Below are 16,716 nucleotides of genomic sequence, written 5' to 3'. Positions count from 1 at the left end.
CCAGTTTGTGAAAATCCATCGTCCAATTTATGAAGCCTTGGTTGAGGCCCTCGATCAGTGTTTCAATCAAGGGTTGTATGCCGACAAGATTGTTGAGCAAATCGGTAAAGAAAAATCACGGTGGGGAGCCCGGGATCGCCGGCAATTTGCTGAGGCTTTGTATGATATTGTTAGGTGGTGGCGGCGTTTGTGTTTTTGTCTTGATGAAAATGTTTTCGGTTCAAAATCAATTTCAACAGACCACTTTAAAGCAATAGTGAGTCTGTGGGCGGAGCAGAAGGGTTATTCTCTGCAGGGTATAGAGCCCAGTTTAAAAGTAAATTATGACCTCGCTCGCTGGGATACCGCAAATGAACGAGCGGTTCGGGAGTCCATTCCTGATGCATTGGATGAGATGGGGGCGCGGGAGCTTGGCGATGTCTGGGAGCCCGTTTTACATCACCTCAATATTCAGGCCTCACCTTATTTAAGAGTAAACACGCTGAAAATTCATCCACAGGGATTAATACAAGAATTGGCCAAAGAGGATGTGGAAGTGGACCTTGTGCCGGATGTTTCCGATGCTTTGAAGCTCGTGCAACGAAAAAACGTGTTTATTACCCAGGCCTACAAGAAGGGTTATTTTGAAATGCAAGATGCGGGCTCGCAGCTGATTGCACCGCTGACCGCGGTCAAAAGTGGTGATCGCGTCATCGATGCTTGTGCGGGGGCCGGCGGAAAGACACTGCATTTGGCGGCCTTAATGAAGAACAAGGGTCGAATAGTGGCATTGGATGTTCATGAGTGGAAGCTTAAGGAGCTAAAAAAGCGGGCGGCCCGCGCTGGGGTAGATATCGTGGAAACTCGCACCATAGATAGCACAAAAGTGATCAAGCGCCTACATGGAACAGCCGATGTGGTGCTGCTTGATGTACCTTGTTCGGGCACAGGCACGATGAGGAGAAAGCCCGACCTAAAGTGGAAGCTGACTATGGACGAGATTCAGCGAGTTCGGGGATTGCAAATGCAACTTCTCGATAATTACAGCAAGATGGTCAAAGACGAGGCGGGAAAGGCTCTCGTATATGCCACTTGCAGTGTTTTGCCCTCAGAGAATGAAGAGCAGGTGGCGAGCTTTTTAAAGAGATCTGACGGCCGCTGGAAACTCGCAGAAGAGATAAGAGTTTGGCCACATCAGACCGATTTTGATGGTTTTTATGCCGCTCGGTTGGAGCGCAATTGATCATTTATCTCTATCTATTCGGTTAGAGTCCTTCGATATCGAGGGGGCGCTCAAGGCGTCTAAAAATAACTAGAAATTTACTCGCTCGACCTGCGTTTCAAACAAAGAGATCCTTTGAGGCTCTAATTCTGGCCTTTTTTCTATTCAACCCCAGTTTTGGCAGTCAATCTTATAGCACACAATATGCTATGGTGTTTGCGGGAGACAGTGAAATAAAGCGGTGCTGAATTAAGAAAGGAGAAAGTGCCCTCTCCAGCACGAGAGTCGGCGAGCCTCGGGGCCAGCGGTAGATTTCAAGGGCATGAGACGTATATTAGCGAACACTAGGGTTTAAAACGAAGGACGGCCACATGCTGCATCTGTACAGCTTCGCATGCCGTGTCCCAGAAGTCCCTAGCTGAACGCTCCCGCCAGCAGAGTTGAGATCTGCTATGATAAACCATGAGCAAAAGTGTTAAGTCCCGCATCAGATAAGTCGGGCCGAAGTAGCTCATGGCCGCCTGAAAGCGGGAATAAAATCTGCTAGCGGCGAACTGGCTGATTGCAAAGAAAAAGCAAGGTCTGATAACAATTGAGTCGGCTCTAGTTTGGAAAGGCGTTTACAGTGATGCCTCATTTGAAAAAGTGGACATCAGGGAGGCTTTTTCGGCGGCACTGAATCCGCAAAAGGGATTGTTTGCCGTGTCCATCCAATGTTTTACGTCGATGGGGCCGTCGGCGTAGACCTTGAAGTTTTCTTCTACCCTACGATCTAAAAAGTACGGGCTGAGCGCGCGAATAAGATCTTTTGCTGCCTTTTGTAACTTCAACCAGTCAGGTGCTCTATCGTTAGATCCCCCTCGGGATGTACCATCGGCAAATTCCACCTCGGTTTCATCCAGAAGAGAATTGACGTATTTCATAAGGTGAATTTGCTGCTCAGAAAACCATGCAATTTCCGGCTCCTGCAAAAGCACATCCAGCGTTTCACCCAAGAATATGGATTTTTCGTAAAAGGTGTCCCATTCCGGCCCCTCTTGACGTATCCACACTCGCTCTTGATACTCCACGTCCAAGATAGCCCTGCAATCTTTAATAGCGCTCATTACAAATCTAGTTTGAACGCACAGCCTTTCTCCTTCCGATTGGCTCACTACTTTTTACCCCACACTTTATCGAAATCAAAGCCCCCGAGTGGAATGTGTGCATCTGGAGTTTCCGCACTATCCAATTGCCTCCCATTCTTGTCCATAGCCCTCCCGCCTTTGCGTGCCACCACATATGGTTGCCTCTGGTGGGCATACTTTGCATTCGGGTCACCCGGCATAAAACGTACAGAATTACTACTATTTTCAGGATCTCGAAAAACCAACCCTTGCGATTTCTTATTGCCATGTCTAACTTTGACTTTACCAGGCACCATCGGCCAATCGTCTGGCACCTTGCCAGGTAGTTTATCCGCCAACTCTTTAAGCGCCCGTGCCTGCTCGGGATCTGCTGGCACCTTATAGCGCTTACTCATCTCGCGCACATAGTAACCAGGCGCGGAAAGTCCCTTCTTAGCAGAACGGTATAGTTGTCCACTGCCAACTAGAAGCCCCCAGGTCGACAGAAGCCGCTCTTCTGCTGTCAGCTTTCGCCCGGTAAAGAAATCTTTACTTGCCATGGCCTCATAGAGGTCAATGAGGTCACCGATAACCGGCGTTGTTCCCAAACCAACTCGCAACATCTCTGTAAAAAGAGCCTCCTCAAGTTCTTTAAACAGCTTATTGTCATAGGGCACAGAGTGATAAAACCCTACATACTGATATTCCTTCCTCACTGGGGCAAGGACATAGTCTGTGGTATCAATTTCGACAGTTTCTGAGGTCGGGTTAAAAAAAGTAATCCTTTGGCTCTCGAACCCATCACTTGTTGATGAGCTAAATATCGATGAATCAGCCACTGAAAAAGGTTCGCTTTTCAAAGCGGATTTATTGCCTGAAGGACGCTTCAGTCTTGAAGCAAATTCTTCAAAATCATAAAACTCCTCTGGCACAAGGTCTTCAACCTTGGAGAGGCCCAGGTTTTCACCGATCAAATCCTTAATCTTAGACGGGAGTATAATTGGAGCCCTTGGATCAATTCCCTTTAGAATATTCTTATGTTTTTCTGGTAGGCTTTCCCATCTTACACCATTGTGAAGATTCCATATTATTTCTTGTACCGTTTCCCAGTCCCCTGGATTCGACCTTGAATAATTAAGCAAATCCTTTTGAAACGGAACAACTTGTTTCTTTGAGAAGAAATAATGTTCATTTTCTGTGGGGACACCTTTTGTTGGGTTGAGGCAATACGAGTCTGCATACAAAACCACTCGACTTTTTGGCGGAATTGCTAATACGCTCGCTCGGCCAGTGTACTTCATTGAAATATAGGCACTTAATAGCCTATCGTGAACACTCCAATCTTCTCGACTCAGTTTTTTCTTATTCGCCAGAGTGACCTTGAAGTCTCGCAACAATTCTTTTACTTTTTCTTTACGGAAAGGCTTTATCTCAATGGTGTTTGTGGTTTGGTTGGTCAAGACCTCAAGCGATCGCGATGTGGGTACTTTTTCTAACTCCAAAGATTGGCAACCGATAGACAATAGCGCAGCAAACGACAACAAAAATAGTCTGGTCATTAACAAACAGTATGGTTCTGCCCTCGACGCGTCAACAACGTTTCAGATTGTTCAGTCAACCTATTCGCAAAGCAAAAGGCAAATGCATTGGTCATATTGAATGCTCTGGGTTATCTGGCGAGTTCTAGACAAACAAAGTACTCTTTTCAGAACCACCGACTGGGCTAGGTTATTTTCACCCTAACGCAAAATCTTGACATTTATGTCTATTTTGCATAGTATTTTAGACATATGATACAGAGATCCATTAAGTTACCAGAATCACAAAGCTTTTTTCTTTTCGGCCCGCGTGGCAGCGGTAAGTCTACTCTCCTTAGGCAGCATTTTGCAGGAAAGGACCCGCTTTGGATTGATCTTTTGGATCCAGGACTTGAGTTTCGTATTGCCCAAAATCCCAACGAAATTCTCGAGTTGTGGAAGGGCAAAAGAAGCCCATGGATTGTCATCGATGAGGTTCAAAAGCAACCGCAGTTGTTGGACCTGGTACACAAAGCCATAGAGGAACACAAAATCAAGTTCGCACTCACTGGATCAAGCGCACGAAAGCTAAAAAGGGGCGGGGCCAATTTGTTGGCCGGACGAGCGGTTGAAAAACATCTCTATCCTTTTTCGTCAATTGAACTTGGAGATCAATTCGAATTACAGAAGGCACTTGAGTTTGGCCTGTTACCTACAATATGGGATAGCAATTGGAATCGTGAGGAAAAAACCGACTTCCTGTACAGCTACGTGAACACATACTTGAAAGAAGAAATTGCTGCTGAGCAATTAGTTCGAAACCTTGATCCATTTCGCCGGTTTTTAGTGGCAGCAGCGCAGAGTAATGGCAAAATTATCAATCATTCAAAGATTGAAAGAGATTCCGGTGTTTCCAGCAAGCAGTCTCAGCGGCATTTCGAAATACTTGTAGATACGCTGATGGGCTTTTACTTGGAGCCCTTCGATACCTCAATCAGAAAACGACAAACGCTTAAGTCGAAGTTCTATTTTTTCGATACGGGCGTTATCCGAGCCTTGAACCAGTTGGCTGGAGAGTCACTCATTGCGTCCACCTTCGAGTACGGCGATTTATTTGAAACTTTTGTTGTCAACGAGTTTGTTAAGAGCGCAAAGGCATTAAATAAACGCTGGCAGTTCTCCTACTATCGCACAAGTAATGATGTTGAAGTGGATCTTATTATCGAAAAGCCTCGGGGCAAAAAAGTCCTGGTAGAAATCAAATCTTTCTCAAAGTTTGATCGTGAAAAGGTCGAATCTTATTTTCGGATTTCTAAAGAATTCAAATCTGAAGTGGCTTACTTGTTGTCAAATGACCCAACCGCCCGAGAAGTCGATGGTGTTCGCTGTCTTCACTGGCAACAGGGAATCGACGAAATCTTTTTTTCTTAGCTAGAAATTTACTCGCTCGACCTGCGTTTCAAACAAAGAGATTCTTTGAGGCTCTAATTCAGGCCTTTTTTCTGTTCAACCCCAGTTTTGGCAGTCAATCTAATAGCACACAACATGCTAAGGTGCCTTCGGGAAACAGTGAAATAAAGCGGTGCTGAATTAAGAAAGGAGAAAGTGCCCACTCCAGCACGAGAGTCGGCGAGCCTCGGGGCCAGCGGTAGATTTCAAGGACATGAGAGGTATATTAACGAGCACTAGGGTCTAAAACGAAGGACGGCCACATGCTGCAGCTGTACAGCTTCACATGCCGTGTCCCAGAAGTCCCTAGCTGAACGCTCCCGCCAGCAGAGTTGAGATCTGCTATGATAAACCAAGAGCAAAAGTGTTAAGTCCCGCATCAGATAAGTCGGGCCGAAGTAGCTCATGGCCACCTAGGGTTTGGCAATTTCAGCGAGTAAATTTCTAAAAAAATGACAATTTTCAGCTCTCTGACCTGCCTCGGGTGGGCTGGGGACGTTTTGTATTATAGCTTGTACGGCATTGATTTTGCTCAGTTTTGGCTGTGGAGGCGAAGAAATGTATTTGACCCTAAAGACCCGCAAAGTGAGATTTTGTATCAACGTGTTTTCTGCGTTAGGTCTTGTGTTGTCATTAATGTTTGGGCAGGGGGCGTTGGCAAATCCTCCCTATCTGGGGCCGGCCCAGGCGGATCCTGCAAATCTGCTCAATGAATGTCGGTCCGTGTTGGCGACTCCAAAAATAATAAATCGAAACCTGGTAGCTATGGATTTACTAGATCAATTGGGGCACTTGGCTGGGTTGCAGGCCACCTTGAGTTTTCCGAGCCGTCAAATAATGCCCGTTGATGATATCGTTTTCGCAGACATCGACTTGTTGAAGACAGTCCGTATGGGTATAGCGGCTCGAGGAGCTGACGAAGGACCACTCACAAACGACGAATTAAACTTCATTAGACGAGGACAACATTTAATCCACCGATACAACCAAGTGGTGGAGGGACTAACGTCTTCGACCGCAGGTGAAACTGAGTATTACAATGCGCTTTGGCCAGTGGTTATAGCTTTGGGCCGGTATCACGATGAAGTTTTAGTGTTTGGTCAGGTCCATCGTAGCAGTCTCTATGCGAAGCTTGTTCAATCACGTACGGCTTTGCGGGCGGAGGCCACACGGAACAATGAAACGGGCCTAAATGATCGGCCCAACATTCTGAGCGATGATCGTTTTATAGAAAATTTAAGGCATCGCTTTGGAAACTCCTTCACTTCGATCATGCTAAGTATGGATCGTGTTCAATTGGCAAAACAGCGCGGTCGTACCCAGGCTCCGACGATTTCGATAAAGCCGTTGCCCATGGATTTACGATTGGAGTTAGCTCGCCCCCCAGTGGGTCATACAGATACTAGCGGTGCTGCAATGAGCTTGAAACAATTGGCGCTGGTTGAGGAGGGACAAAGGGTGTTGGATGATTTCAATCAACAGGCTCAATTGTCGCTCGACAAAGAGGCCAATGGTTTTCAGGCGTTCGATGATATTCTCCCTCACCTGTTGCGCTTAGCCCAGTGGCATGATCGAGTTTTAACGGTGACGGGTGCCCCAGCCACATTGCCGCGCTGGACTCCGCGAGTGGAGTCGTACCTATAAATAGTATTCCTATTGAAAACTGCCGCGCCGCGAATGTTGCCAGCCGCAACAGTGAGAACGACCACAATAAATGCCGATAAAAAGTTGAGAATCTCTGTCTCAAGCTGAGACGCGGTCTAGAAAGACTACGTTGGTTTGCTTTTGGCGGGCGTATACTAAGGGGCATGGAGTTAATAAGTGCAATTTTAGTAGGTTCTGTAGGCGTAGGAATTATGCTTATGAGCCTCAACAACAAACAGGCTCAGTTTGTCCGTGTTCTGAAGAAGAATTGGCCGCAGCATAAGAATACGCATCGCGACCGATAATTTTTTTGAATACTACAAGCAGGAGTAGAATGTGATTAAGCTCAGCCGTCAAATGCGAGTGTCCGTGATCATTGCATCATTGACATTGGCCTTGACCCAATTTCAAAATTGTGGGCAGGCGGATGTGGCATCTTTGCCAGGTGAGGCTGCTTCCACAGAAGTTCGCCTTGTTGACCAATGGAGCGAGCAAAAAGTTCTCTTTGTACAATCAGAAATGTCTTTGCCAGAACAAGGTAACGATGCTGTGGTTGCTGGTTGGTGTGCGCGTTCGAATTACAATCAGTTTATCGATTGGCACCTTTTAGATACAGACGGCCAAGTCGTGGCCTCTGGTGAGGCCTTGTGTGAGCGCGGGGGCTTTGCAGTTGAACTTGAAAACATTCAAGGCCTAAGTTGCAACCATATGTATTTGCTTCAAGCCGAGGGCCTTGAAGGTCAGGCCGAGGCCACACTGCGCCGAGGTTGTGACCCGATCAAGACCGCTCAGTCTCGGTGAACTCATAGGGCTGTCCAAGCGGTTTTCCTAAAATCTGATCATCTCGCATAACAATCTGGCCATCGATTATGGTAGCAATGGGCCATCCGTGTACTTTCATTCCGGCAAAGGGAGTCCAACCACTTCGGGTCTCCATCCATTGGTTGGTGATTTCTCGTTGTGCTTTTAAATCAACGATAGTGAGGTCGGCGCACTTACCGACGGCAATGGCGCCTCGATCTTTTATTCCAAACAGTCGAACAGGGTTTTCCACCATCAACTCTAAAAGCCGGAAAAGTGTTAATCGCCCGTGATGAATGTGGTCGAGCATGAGTGGAAGCGTGGTCTGCACGCCAGGCATTCCTGAGGGGCTCAGAGGATAGGGCTTTTGTTTTTCTTCTTTGGTGTGTGGCGCGTGGTCAGAGCCAAGAATATCCACCGTACCATCATTCAACGCCTGCCAAATGGCCTCTTGGTGGTATTTGTCTCGAATGGGCGGATTCATTTGCGCATAAGTTCCAAGAGTTTCATAGCATTCTGGAGCGGCAAGGGTTAAATGTTGGGGCGTGCATTCAACAGAAAGATGGGGCAGCGATGGCTTTAGCTGTTTGAGATACTGCATTTCTTGTTTTGTAGTGACGTGCAATACATGAACGGGTCGCTCGGTTTCTTGAGAGAGTCGGGTGATCTTTTGAGTGGCGAGAAGGGCTGTTTCTTCATCTCGCCAAACGGGGTGCAGGGCCACTTGACCAGGGTTTTCATCAACGAGATGGCGGCGCTCCTTAAGGCGTTCTTCGTCTTCACAATGAACGGCCACGCGCCGGCGTCCATTTGAGAGTACTCTTTTAAGGTGAACCTCGTCTGCCATAAGCAGTGTGCCAGTGGAGCTTCCCATAAATATTTTCACACCGCAAACGCCAGGTAATTTTTCGAGGCCACCAAGTTGTTCTGCATTTTCAGCCGTTGCCCCCACATAAAATGCGTGATGGCACCACATGTGGCCGTTGGCCCGAGTTAGTTTATCATGTATGGCGATGGCCGATGTTGTAGACGGATTGGTGTTGGGCATTTCAAAAACACCGGTGATACCGCCTTTGACAGCGCCGGCTGACCCTGACGAGAGTGTTTCTTTGTGTTCAAGGCCGGGCTCTCGAAAGTGAACTTGAGTGTCAATAAGGCCAGGTAATACATGTAGCCCTTTGGCTGGCATAACTTTTTGCGATTTTTTCTCATCGAGATGCCCGAGGGCTACAATTTGCCTGTTAAGAATGGCCACATCGATCTCAACCTCTTGCCAGTGGCCGTTTGGACCGCGCATCACGCAAGTTCCGCCCTTAATGAGTAAATCCCATGTGTCTGACATAAACGGCTCCCCGGTTGAGCTATTAGTGCACTGAGCGATAACACAGGTCTAAAGCATTGGCTAGGCGGAAGGCCAGGGTTCTTTGTAAGGCTATGGATTTCTTGACCTTTTTTGCTGGGCTAGCCGACAATAAAAAGGATGGATACGGGTCAGGTCGTTCATTTTATAGATAGCTCGCATGAGACAGCCATACTGGTTTCTGTCATTGGCTTGTTGCTAGTTGCCGCCTACTACATTTTTCAGCGGTATTTTAAATCCAGTGACGAACCTGATTTAAACACACGAGCTGGGTTGATTGAACTCGAACAGACGCTCAGAAAAGTCCTTTCGCAAACTAAGCAAAGGCCAACCATGGCGGCGCCTGAAGCCCAAGCCGGCGACGCGGTGGCTGCACAGTCTCAGGCCGAGGGCTCGGTGGCGGCAGCTGATGCCGGCGAGGGTGTGGCTCCTGCGGCAGCGTCCTCTGGACTCACGGCCGAACAGGTAGCTGAAGCCCAAAAACAGGTCACAGAACTTAAAGCCGAACTAAAAAAGCGCGACGAAGAAATTAAATCCCTTCACGACAGTGTCGACAAAAAAGTCGCCGAAGAACGCACAGTTTTAATGACAAAGCTGCATGATCTAGAATCTAAGCTGCTCGAATATGAAATCATCGAAGACGACATCGCTGACCTGTCTAGGTACAAAGAAGAAAACGCCCGACTGAAAGCAGAGCTTGAAAATCTTGGCGCGGGATCGGGCGAAAAACCCGCACCACCTCGAACAGCTGAGCCAGATTCAGAGGTGGTGGACGAGGCAGAAGACGATATCGTTGCAGAAAAACCGCAGCCAGCATCATTGGCGCAAGATGAAGTGGATGATCTTTTTGCCAGTGCTATTGCAGAAGCCGATCAATCCATCGATGGTGTGGATGAAGTTGATACTGATGATGACGATGAGGAGGCAGCTCCTTCCGCCGACGATGATCAACTTGTCAGTGAGTTTCAGCAGGCCGTGTCTGGGGCCGGAGATGATGATGAAGATCTTTCTGACGAAGGTGATCCTGCCGACTTGCTACGCGCGATCATGGAAGGGGACGAAAAAATCTCTGGAGACGCTGGCGGTAAAGATCAAGACGGCAGAGCTTCAGATGATGACGATGCGGTTCAAGATGATATTTTGGCGGAATTTACATCTGAAGATGATGACGATACGGAAGCATTGACTCGGGCCGTGATGGAAGAGATCGAAGGGGCAGTCACAGCAAAAGCTCCAGCGATGGAAGAGAAAGTTGCAGCGCCAGCAATCGATACTGACAAGATGCTGTCAGAGGTGGCCGGCCTTGCCGAAGAACCATTAGACGACGCCGGCAACGCGCTCGAAGAAGATTTCGATGTGGATAAAATGGCTGCCGAGGCCACAAAGCTAGTTTCTGACTGATTTAAAATAAACCCAAAACTTCAATATTAGGGAGTGGGCTATGATAAAAATTCTACCTGCATTGGTCGTTGCCATAACCCCCGTCGCTGCGATGGCGGCAGTTCCGGCATCAAAGTCGACAGTAGCAATGGCTTTAAAGCTACCCTTTGAGAATCGTATGTCGGCCTTGAAACAACAAGGCGGCGGCGCAATTAAAAACCTTGAAGAGATCGCCTTTTCTCCAAACCAAAATTTGCAGTCTCGTTGGAGAGCCATCACCGCCATAGGTCAATTTGGTCCAAAGCAATCACAGCCCATTCTGGCAAAAGCTCTTGAAAGCAAACAGTGGTTTATGAGAAATGCCGCCACAGTGGCATTGGTTCATTCAGATCGTTCATGGGCGCTAAAAAAGGCAAAGGTGTTGTTAGACGACCCTGCTTTGGTTGTGAGAACCGCTGCCGTGAATGCAATTTCTAAGCACAACGGTAGCGAACTATCACCATTTTTATGGCATAAACTTTATAGTGCTGAAAACTACAGAAATGGAAAAAGTCTTTGGGTGCGTCGTCATATTGCAAAAGCGTTGGTAGAGATGGGTGGAGCTGGCGATGAGCCAAAGTTTATTGGCCTTTTAAAAGATAAAGATGAATCTCTTCATGCTCTAGCCATACAAGGCTTAGAGAAGATCATGAAGCACAAAACGCGGGCTAAAGATTTAAAAGAAAAGCGGCGAGTGTGGTTGGCCTGGTGGTCGAGATACAGCTAAGGCCTACCGGCCTTTGTTTTATACCCGAGTGCTCGTTTATATGCGTCTCAAATATTCAATTGGACGCCGAATGGGCTTTATCAAGAGCTGCAGAAATATCAAGTTCACGTTGAATGCGATACAAAATGACAGTCTCTTCGAGCCCGTCAGTGGGCAGATCTTCTTCAGCTGAAAAAAAGTCTCTTTGCAAAGAAATGGACTTTTTCACGCTAACTTTCACTGAGGGTTGCCCCTGTGTGCGCCCTTTTACAAGGTGTAAGCGAATATTGTAACGATAGCCACCCGGACGTCGGTTTTCTTGTTCAGGGGCTGTGAATGTGGACTCCCCAGTGATCACATCGGTTTCAATCAGGCCCAGGTCGATATTGTTCACTCGCATGGGGTATTGGGCCATTACAAGCTGGGCGCTTTGCCAGACCTTTTCGAAGGGGCCCACGTAAACTTTAGTCAATGGAGATTTAACTTTGGCGTGCGGCGTGGAATCCACGCTCGCACAGCCAACGAAAATCAATAAGGGTATGATCTTAAAGATCAATTGAATTACGGGTGACATGGGTGATTGAATCAATGGCAACTGAACCATCATGCAATTTGAGTTGTCCTTCTGGTGATGCCAGGAACATCACTTCCCAGCGCCGAGTTACCGTGCTGCCCAGGGTGTTGCCTGTATCGGGCACGACTATTTGGTCCACCCAAGAGTTGGCAACAAACTCCCAAAGACGAGTTTTCTTTTCGCTGACAAAGCCGTCTTTTTCTGTGGACTCAATTTGCGAAAGTGTCACATAGGTGCCCACTTGGTATAGTCCTTCAGGAATTGTCGGTGGTGTCACTGATACGACATTGTTTCCAACCAGTGGTCGATCAACCAATGGCAAAAATTGGGGTGGTCCGTTTACGCCGATATCCGATTGCATGACTAGGCTGACTTGGCCGGCCCGCTCTAGAGCGACAGTGAGGTCCAACTCAATATCATCTTCTTCGCCATCAGAAGGCAACAAATGGTCGTAGTCGCCAAATGGAGATAGGCTTAGAACATTGTCGGGGTTAATAGGATCGGGCACGGCAAAAAGCTCGTCTAGAAATGTTTTTACTTTATTTACCACAGAGGCCGGTCGTGGCAACAGGGCTGAAAGCAAAAGGCGATCGCCTCCTTTAGGATGGGTCTTTAGCTCGACGGTTTCGCCAGGTCCCACCTTTTTTAGGTCCGAAGGTTTCATGAGACCATTTTCATTCATTAATGCGAGCGTGAGCATCACCTTGTCGTTGGTGTAAGAGGGGCCTTGCAGTTTTGTAACGCCCGCAAACTGGTATTGATTCACAGAAATGTCTTGCCCAGCAAGAGAGCTGCCTGCAGAGACATCAAGCTCTCCGCCGCCAAAAAATTGAAATTCATTGAGTACATCAAAAAATGAATCGCCAGCTCGCAAGCGATCGACAACCTTTTCAAGCGGAAATTGCCCATGTGTGGCCGTCATTGTGTATTCACCCGGCTGCCTAAAATACATGCGATATTGTGGTTTATCGAGGGTGATGGGCAGAATATAAGACTCTTTTTGATTTGGCAGAGAAATGTTACTTGGTACATTCATGCGCTTAGTGATGACCTTAATTACATCGGCCTCGGGGCTGATCACAGAGGATACGTCAAAATTCAGCATGGTTCGTCTTGAAAGTGCTGGAATGACGAGGCCAAAATCCACTTTTCCGTCGCGACGGAGTCGGCCGTAGTCTTTTGTGATCCCTTTCACTTCGATGCGATCTTGGCCGTCGCCCGAGTTCACTTCAAGGAGTGTTTGTTCGGGGCTGACCTCCAAAAATGTGGTCTTTACAAAGCCGTTGACCATTACTGTGACGGGTAGAGGTGTTTTCCAATTTAGCGGCAAGCTGATTTCACCTTTGTCGTCAGATACGAGGAGATTGCCAGGAAAAGGGTTGTCGACGGCACGCCCAATGAGCACTTGCGCATTGGCAATGGGTTCTTGGTGAATATCAACAATGGTGAGGCTGTTGGCCTGGTGTTTGATGGGCCCGGCATGAGCTGAGGCAAGGCCCAGGGCAAAGAATGTCCCTAACGACAAAATCCGCATGAGATGTTTCATATTTATCCCCTCCCCGAAAGGTTTTTATCAATTCAATGGCATTGATAGATGGGGGTCAAGGTGCCCGTCTGATGCGCCGCTGTGCGGCCGCGAATTTCACCACAGAGCGCCCAGGAGTTGACAAAGAACCGCCTTAGTCGGTAGAAATGACGCCTCTTTTCAAAGAACCATGGCGGGGTAGCTCAGCTGGTTAGAGCACCGGAATCATAATCCGGGTGTCGGGGGTTCAAGTCCCTCTCCCGCTACCAAATTTCTGCTTCCTTGCAGATTTGGGGTTCTACAGTTTGAGAGCTTTTCCGACTCTACGGTTTTACCGATTTTTTATTTCCTCTAGGTACGTTTGCAGCATTTTGTAGCGAAAATGATTGGGCCAGATGATTTTCATTAACATGTCATTCATAGTGTGGATCTCGCTAAATGTTTTACAGTCAGACACCTTCTCTGCGTTTTTGCATTGGTGAAACAAGGTTTCAACTTCCTGTATGGCTGATTCGGTTTCATCCCGATACAGCTTGATGCTTGCAATATAGTTGTCACATTGATCAGAGTACTTGTCGCACACTTTGTTCCCAATGTAGCTTCTTAAGCTGTTAGACCTGAGTGAATTGTCTAATCTTTTTAAGTGGTCATTTAGGAGTAAGAAATCCGAATAGAGTGACCGTACCACCCGTCGTTGGGTTTCTCGCAGTATCGGGCCTCCTCCGCTTTCATCTAAGAAGTAAGGCATGGTTATGTAGTGAGTTTTAACGGCCAAATCAGGCGTCATTAGATCGACATAGCTCGAAAGCAGAGCCCTAAATTGGTTGGCGTCACTTTCAGTTTTGACAATTTGACTCACAGACTTCAATGGCCCAGCTCCGTAGGCGTAGAGGCTGACTTCAAGAGCTGATGATGTCATTAAGCTACTTGAGGCGTTTGAAAATGCTCCTGATATTCCGGCGCCCAGTCCGCCATATTGGACGGCAGCGCCAATTGATCGATTCAACGTGGCGTAACTGCTGGCACTCGATGCAGAAACACTCATAAGCACCCGAAGGCCTTGACCCAGTTTGTAACCGGCCACGTATTCTCTTCCACAGAGTTCGTAAAACTTTTCTTTATCTGTCTTAAAGAGCTCTTCGTAATAGGGTTTGACGTTAACATTAGTAATATACCGGCGGCCGTAATCAGCGGACATGTCCAGGCCCACTGACGCTCTGTCAGAAAACATGGAGCTCGCATTGGTTTTTGATTCAGACATGCTCGCTGACACAAAAGTGTATGAAACACTTCCGCTCATAGAAGAGGAAGAGTACTTCGACATTTGATCCATGCTAGTAATGTGTTCCACAGTCACCGGTGTGTTGACCGAAGAAAACTTTTCGGATTCAAAGATGCCGGATTCAGGTTTGACGTCGGCACTGGTGAATTCGATGCATTGATCAAAAATTTGTTCTGTTAACGGGTCTACGCCGTATCCCAGTCGCAGTTCGCTGCGATCATGAACGTCTAGAATAGTTGCGTGCGCGATAGCTGGAAATACCAGGCTTACTGCGAGTAAGTATCTTAATTTCATTAGTGACCTCCGTAGTAGTCAAATAACATTCTTAAAAAATATAACCCTGTGCCGAGTCCATAGGGGTCGAGGGTGGCTCTGTCTGTAACCATGTCAAAGTCTGGATGAACAAGTATGTCGGCAGGGGGGCCTGCAGTAGTATATCTGTCACCACAGTAATATTTAAAAAAATCTCCCTCATAAAGGTTTTGAACCCGATTTTCAGATATGCCCCGATGATTTGAGACATACGCAAAGTAAAAGGGTGATCTCTGTTGGCCCAAGGTCACCGGCCGCACCAGTTTCATCAAGGCACTGACAGCGTTGGCTTTCTCTTTTTCATCGCCCGAGTCGAGCTTTGTTGCAAGGGATGGGTAAAGTCGTTTTATAAACTCCTTGGTGCCCTCGTTATTGCAGGTGAAAGGTACTCTTACAGTTTCATATTTTTGCTCATACTCAGTGTAAAAATGATAGAACGCATTGTAGTTGATGTTGTAGATAGAAATCCCGCCAGTGCCGGCCACATTTGATCTATTGGGTTGATGCCTATGGATGAGGTCATAAATATATTGATAGGGTATTGCGTAATAACCCACTTCGTTAGAATGGGGATTTATTTTGGCTCGAAATTTGTTGAAGCTCTCTTGATCACGTTTACTCAATGGCCATTCCTGCCGAAGCTTATGGATTTCGTCATTTTCATTCCATGAATTTTTAACAATAAATGCACCAGGTCCAACTTCATAGCCATGATCTTTATAGAGATCATCGTCAAATCCAACAACGGCAACAGCATGGTTGCTACCGCCATCCTTGGTTTTTTCAGAATACTGAAATTTCCCTTCGAGTGTTTCATTCAGTTTTTCGTAGTTGTATTTTGAAGTTAGCAAACCAGTAGCGTCATCAAAGTTTGCGAATACTTTTGAGTGCGTCGAAGACCTTGCCGCAACTGACTGACCAGACGCACGGTCGGCTGAATGAACGCATCGACGGAGTTAGTGATCGCGCTAACAAGGTTATAGACTTCGTCAGGACACCCTTGATGCGGAATTCTCGTGGTTGCCGCTTTGGGATACTCAAAAAATCCCTTCAAATTAATGAGTTGTGGTAAATACAGTCTTCGATTCATGGGGACTTGGCTCAGTTCGGCCGTGAATTCAAAGCTGCCTACCCATGAGTCCATTTGGTGAGTGTTGGCGTCGAGTTCTTTAAGGTGACTGCTGAATTGTTCGTAGCAGGACTTTGTGTAAAACCCATTTTTATAGAGTTCAAAAAAATAGGGGGTGACGCTGTAAATATGTTGGTAGTAATGGCGCCATTCATGTTTAGGTGTGCCAGGGTTTGCGAAAATATCAAAAGCAATAAGGTTGTGTTCGGAAGAGAAAAACCCACCGTATTCCCAACCTTTTTCATGTACAAAAAAACCGACATTCAAACCAGTACTTTGAATTTGACCCACTTGTTTCCAGAAGTCTGCATTTAAGATTCCAATCCCGCTTTTAAATCGACCTTGTAGGTGGGCGAGGTCTTGAATCACAGTTTCTGGGATTGGCGACACGAGATAAATGGGCCGGTCCTTATCAAAGTTTTTAAGCGATAAATGGGTTTTAAACCAAGGGTGCAATTCGCCTAAAACTTCGGTCACACTGAACTCTGAGGTCCTACCTGTGGTATTTTGAATAGTGTCATAGGAGTAAAGTTTAGCCTTCAGCCTCAGGTAGTTCGCCTGTGCAAATGACGAAACTGACGGATTTGCCGGAGAACTACCTTTGGGTTTTCCGTCTCGGGAGCTGCCCTGGGCCCAATGCCCAAGGCAAATTGAATAAAACATGAGTATTGCAAGTAAATAGTGTTTCATT

Annotated in this window: 14 protein-coding genes and 1 tRNA gene; 7 read left to right on the top strand and 8 right to left on the bottom strand. The window is 47.0% G+C overall.

The features are described from left to right. The first annotated feature begins 7 nt into the window (after window positions 1-7). On the top strand, window positions 8-1,222 hold the full coding sequence (locus H6626_06995) for an RsmB/NOP family class I SAM-dependent RNA methyltransferase (protein USN48829.1): 1,215 nt from the start codon (window positions 8-10) through the stop codon (window positions 1,220-1,222). A gap of 599 nt (window positions 1,223-1,821) precedes the next feature. Here the strand turns inward: H6626_06995 and H6626_06990 are convergent. Together H6626_06990 and H6626_06985 are read right to left on the bottom strand one after the other, a co-directional pair. After that, on the bottom strand, window positions 1,822-2,307 hold the full coding sequence (locus H6626_06990) for a hypothetical protein (GenBank protein ID USN48828.1): 486 nt from the start codon (window positions 2,305-2,307) through the stop codon (window positions 1,822-1,824). A 47-nt stretch (window positions 2,308-2,354) separates the two neighbouring features. After that, window positions 2,355-3,866, bottom strand: coding sequence for a hypothetical protein (locus H6626_06985; GenBank protein USN48827.1), 1,512 nt, complete (start codon window positions 3,864-3,866; stop codon window positions 2,355-2,357). Window positions 3,867-4,097: 231 nt separating this feature from the next. On the opposite strand from H6626_06985, the gene H6626_06980 reads away from it, so the two are divergent. From H6626_06980 to H6626_06970, 3 genes are all read left to right on the top strand, one after another. Continuing rightward, window positions 4,098-5,255, top strand: a complete 1,158-nt coding sequence (locus H6626_06980) for an ATP-binding protein (protein ID USN48826.1) — start codon at window positions 4,098-4,100, stop codon at window positions 5,253-5,255. Between the two features lie 576 nt (window positions 5,256-5,831). Next, window positions 5,832-6,917: a hypothetical protein gene (locus H6626_06975; protein USN48825.1), complete on the top strand. Its 1,086-nt coding sequence runs from the start codon at window positions 5,832-5,834 to the stop codon at window positions 6,915-6,917. A gap of 336 nt (window positions 6,918-7,253) precedes the next feature. Continuing rightward, on the top strand, window positions 7,254-7,718 hold the full coding sequence (locus H6626_06970; GenBank protein ID USN48824.1) for a hypothetical protein: 465 nt from the start codon (window positions 7,254-7,256) through the stop codon (window positions 7,716-7,718). Here H6626_06970 and H6626_06965 read toward each other — a convergent pair. After that, the gene (locus tag H6626_06965; GenBank protein USN48823.1) at window positions 7,696-9,060 is read right to left on the bottom strand and encodes a dihydroorotase; all 1,365 of its coding nucleotides are present in this window, start codon (window positions 9,058-9,060) and stop codon (window positions 7,696-7,698) included. The two genes, H6626_06970 and H6626_06965, sit on opposite strands and share 23 nt — an antisense overlap. Before the next feature lie 138 nt (window positions 9,061-9,198). On the opposite strand from H6626_06965, the gene H6626_06960 reads away from it, so the two are divergent. Continuing rightward, window positions 9,199-10,479 carry a hypothetical protein gene (locus tag H6626_06960; protein ID USN48822.1) on the top strand — a complete coding sequence of 427 codons (1,281 nt, stop codon included), beginning with the start codon at window positions 9,199-9,201 and terminating at the stop codon, window positions 10,477-10,479. A gap of 40 nt (window positions 10,480-10,519) precedes the next feature. Next, on the top strand, window positions 10,520-11,224 hold the full coding sequence (locus H6626_06955; GenBank protein ID USN48821.1) for a HEAT repeat domain-containing protein: 705 nt from the start codon (window positions 10,520-10,522) through the stop codon (window positions 11,222-11,224). Between the two features lie 55 nt (window positions 11,225-11,279). Here H6626_06955 and H6626_06950 read toward each other — a convergent pair whose 3' ends face one another. Both H6626_06950 and H6626_06945 read right to left on the bottom strand, forming a co-directional pair. Continuing rightward, window positions 11,280-11,810, bottom strand: coding sequence for a hypothetical protein (locus H6626_06950; protein ID USN48820.1), 531 nt, complete (start codon window positions 11,808-11,810; stop codon window positions 11,280-11,282). Then, entirely contained in the window at window positions 11,749-13,323 is a 1,575-nt protein-coding gene (locus H6626_06945; protein ID USN48819.1) for a hypothetical protein, read from the bottom strand. Before H6626_06945 ends, H6626_06950 begins: the two co-directional genes overlap by 62 nt. Window positions 13,324-13,494: 171 nt before the next feature. Between H6626_06945 and H6626_06940 the strand changes: the two genes are divergently transcribed. Next, window positions 13,495-13,571: transfer RNA gene (locus H6626_06940), tRNA-Met, on the top strand. Window positions 13,572-13,633: 62 nt separating this feature from the next. Here H6626_06940 and H6626_06935 read toward each other — a convergent pair. From H6626_06935 to H6626_06925, 3 genes are read right to left on the bottom strand one after another with little or no spacing between them, the layout of a single operon-like run. Continuing rightward, the gene (locus H6626_06935) at window positions 13,634-14,878 is read right to left on the bottom strand and encodes a hypothetical protein (protein USN48818.1); all 1,245 of its coding nucleotides are present in this window, start codon (window positions 14,876-14,878) and stop codon (window positions 13,634-13,636) included. Further along, a complete protein-coding gene (locus H6626_06930; protein USN48817.1) occupies window positions 14,878-15,747 on the bottom strand; it encodes a hypothetical protein in 870 nt (289 codons plus the stop codon). The genes H6626_06935 and H6626_06930 overlap by 1 nt, the downstream gene beginning before the upstream one ends. Further along, complete coding sequence (locus H6626_06925) at window positions 15,741-16,715, bottom strand: hypothetical protein (GenBank protein ID USN48816.1); 975 nt, start codon at window positions 16,713-16,715, stop codon at window positions 15,741-15,743. The genes H6626_06930 and H6626_06925 overlap by 7 nt, the downstream gene beginning before the upstream one ends. Between the last annotated feature and the right edge of the window lies 1 nt (window position 16,716).

The sequence above is a fragment of the Pseudobdellovibrionaceae bacterium genome (genome assembly GCA_023898385.1).
Classification (GTDB): domain Bacteria; phylum Bdellovibrionota; class Bdellovibrionia; order Bdellovibrionales; family UBA1609.
This window is presented reverse-complemented; position numbering and strand designations above follow the sequence as displayed.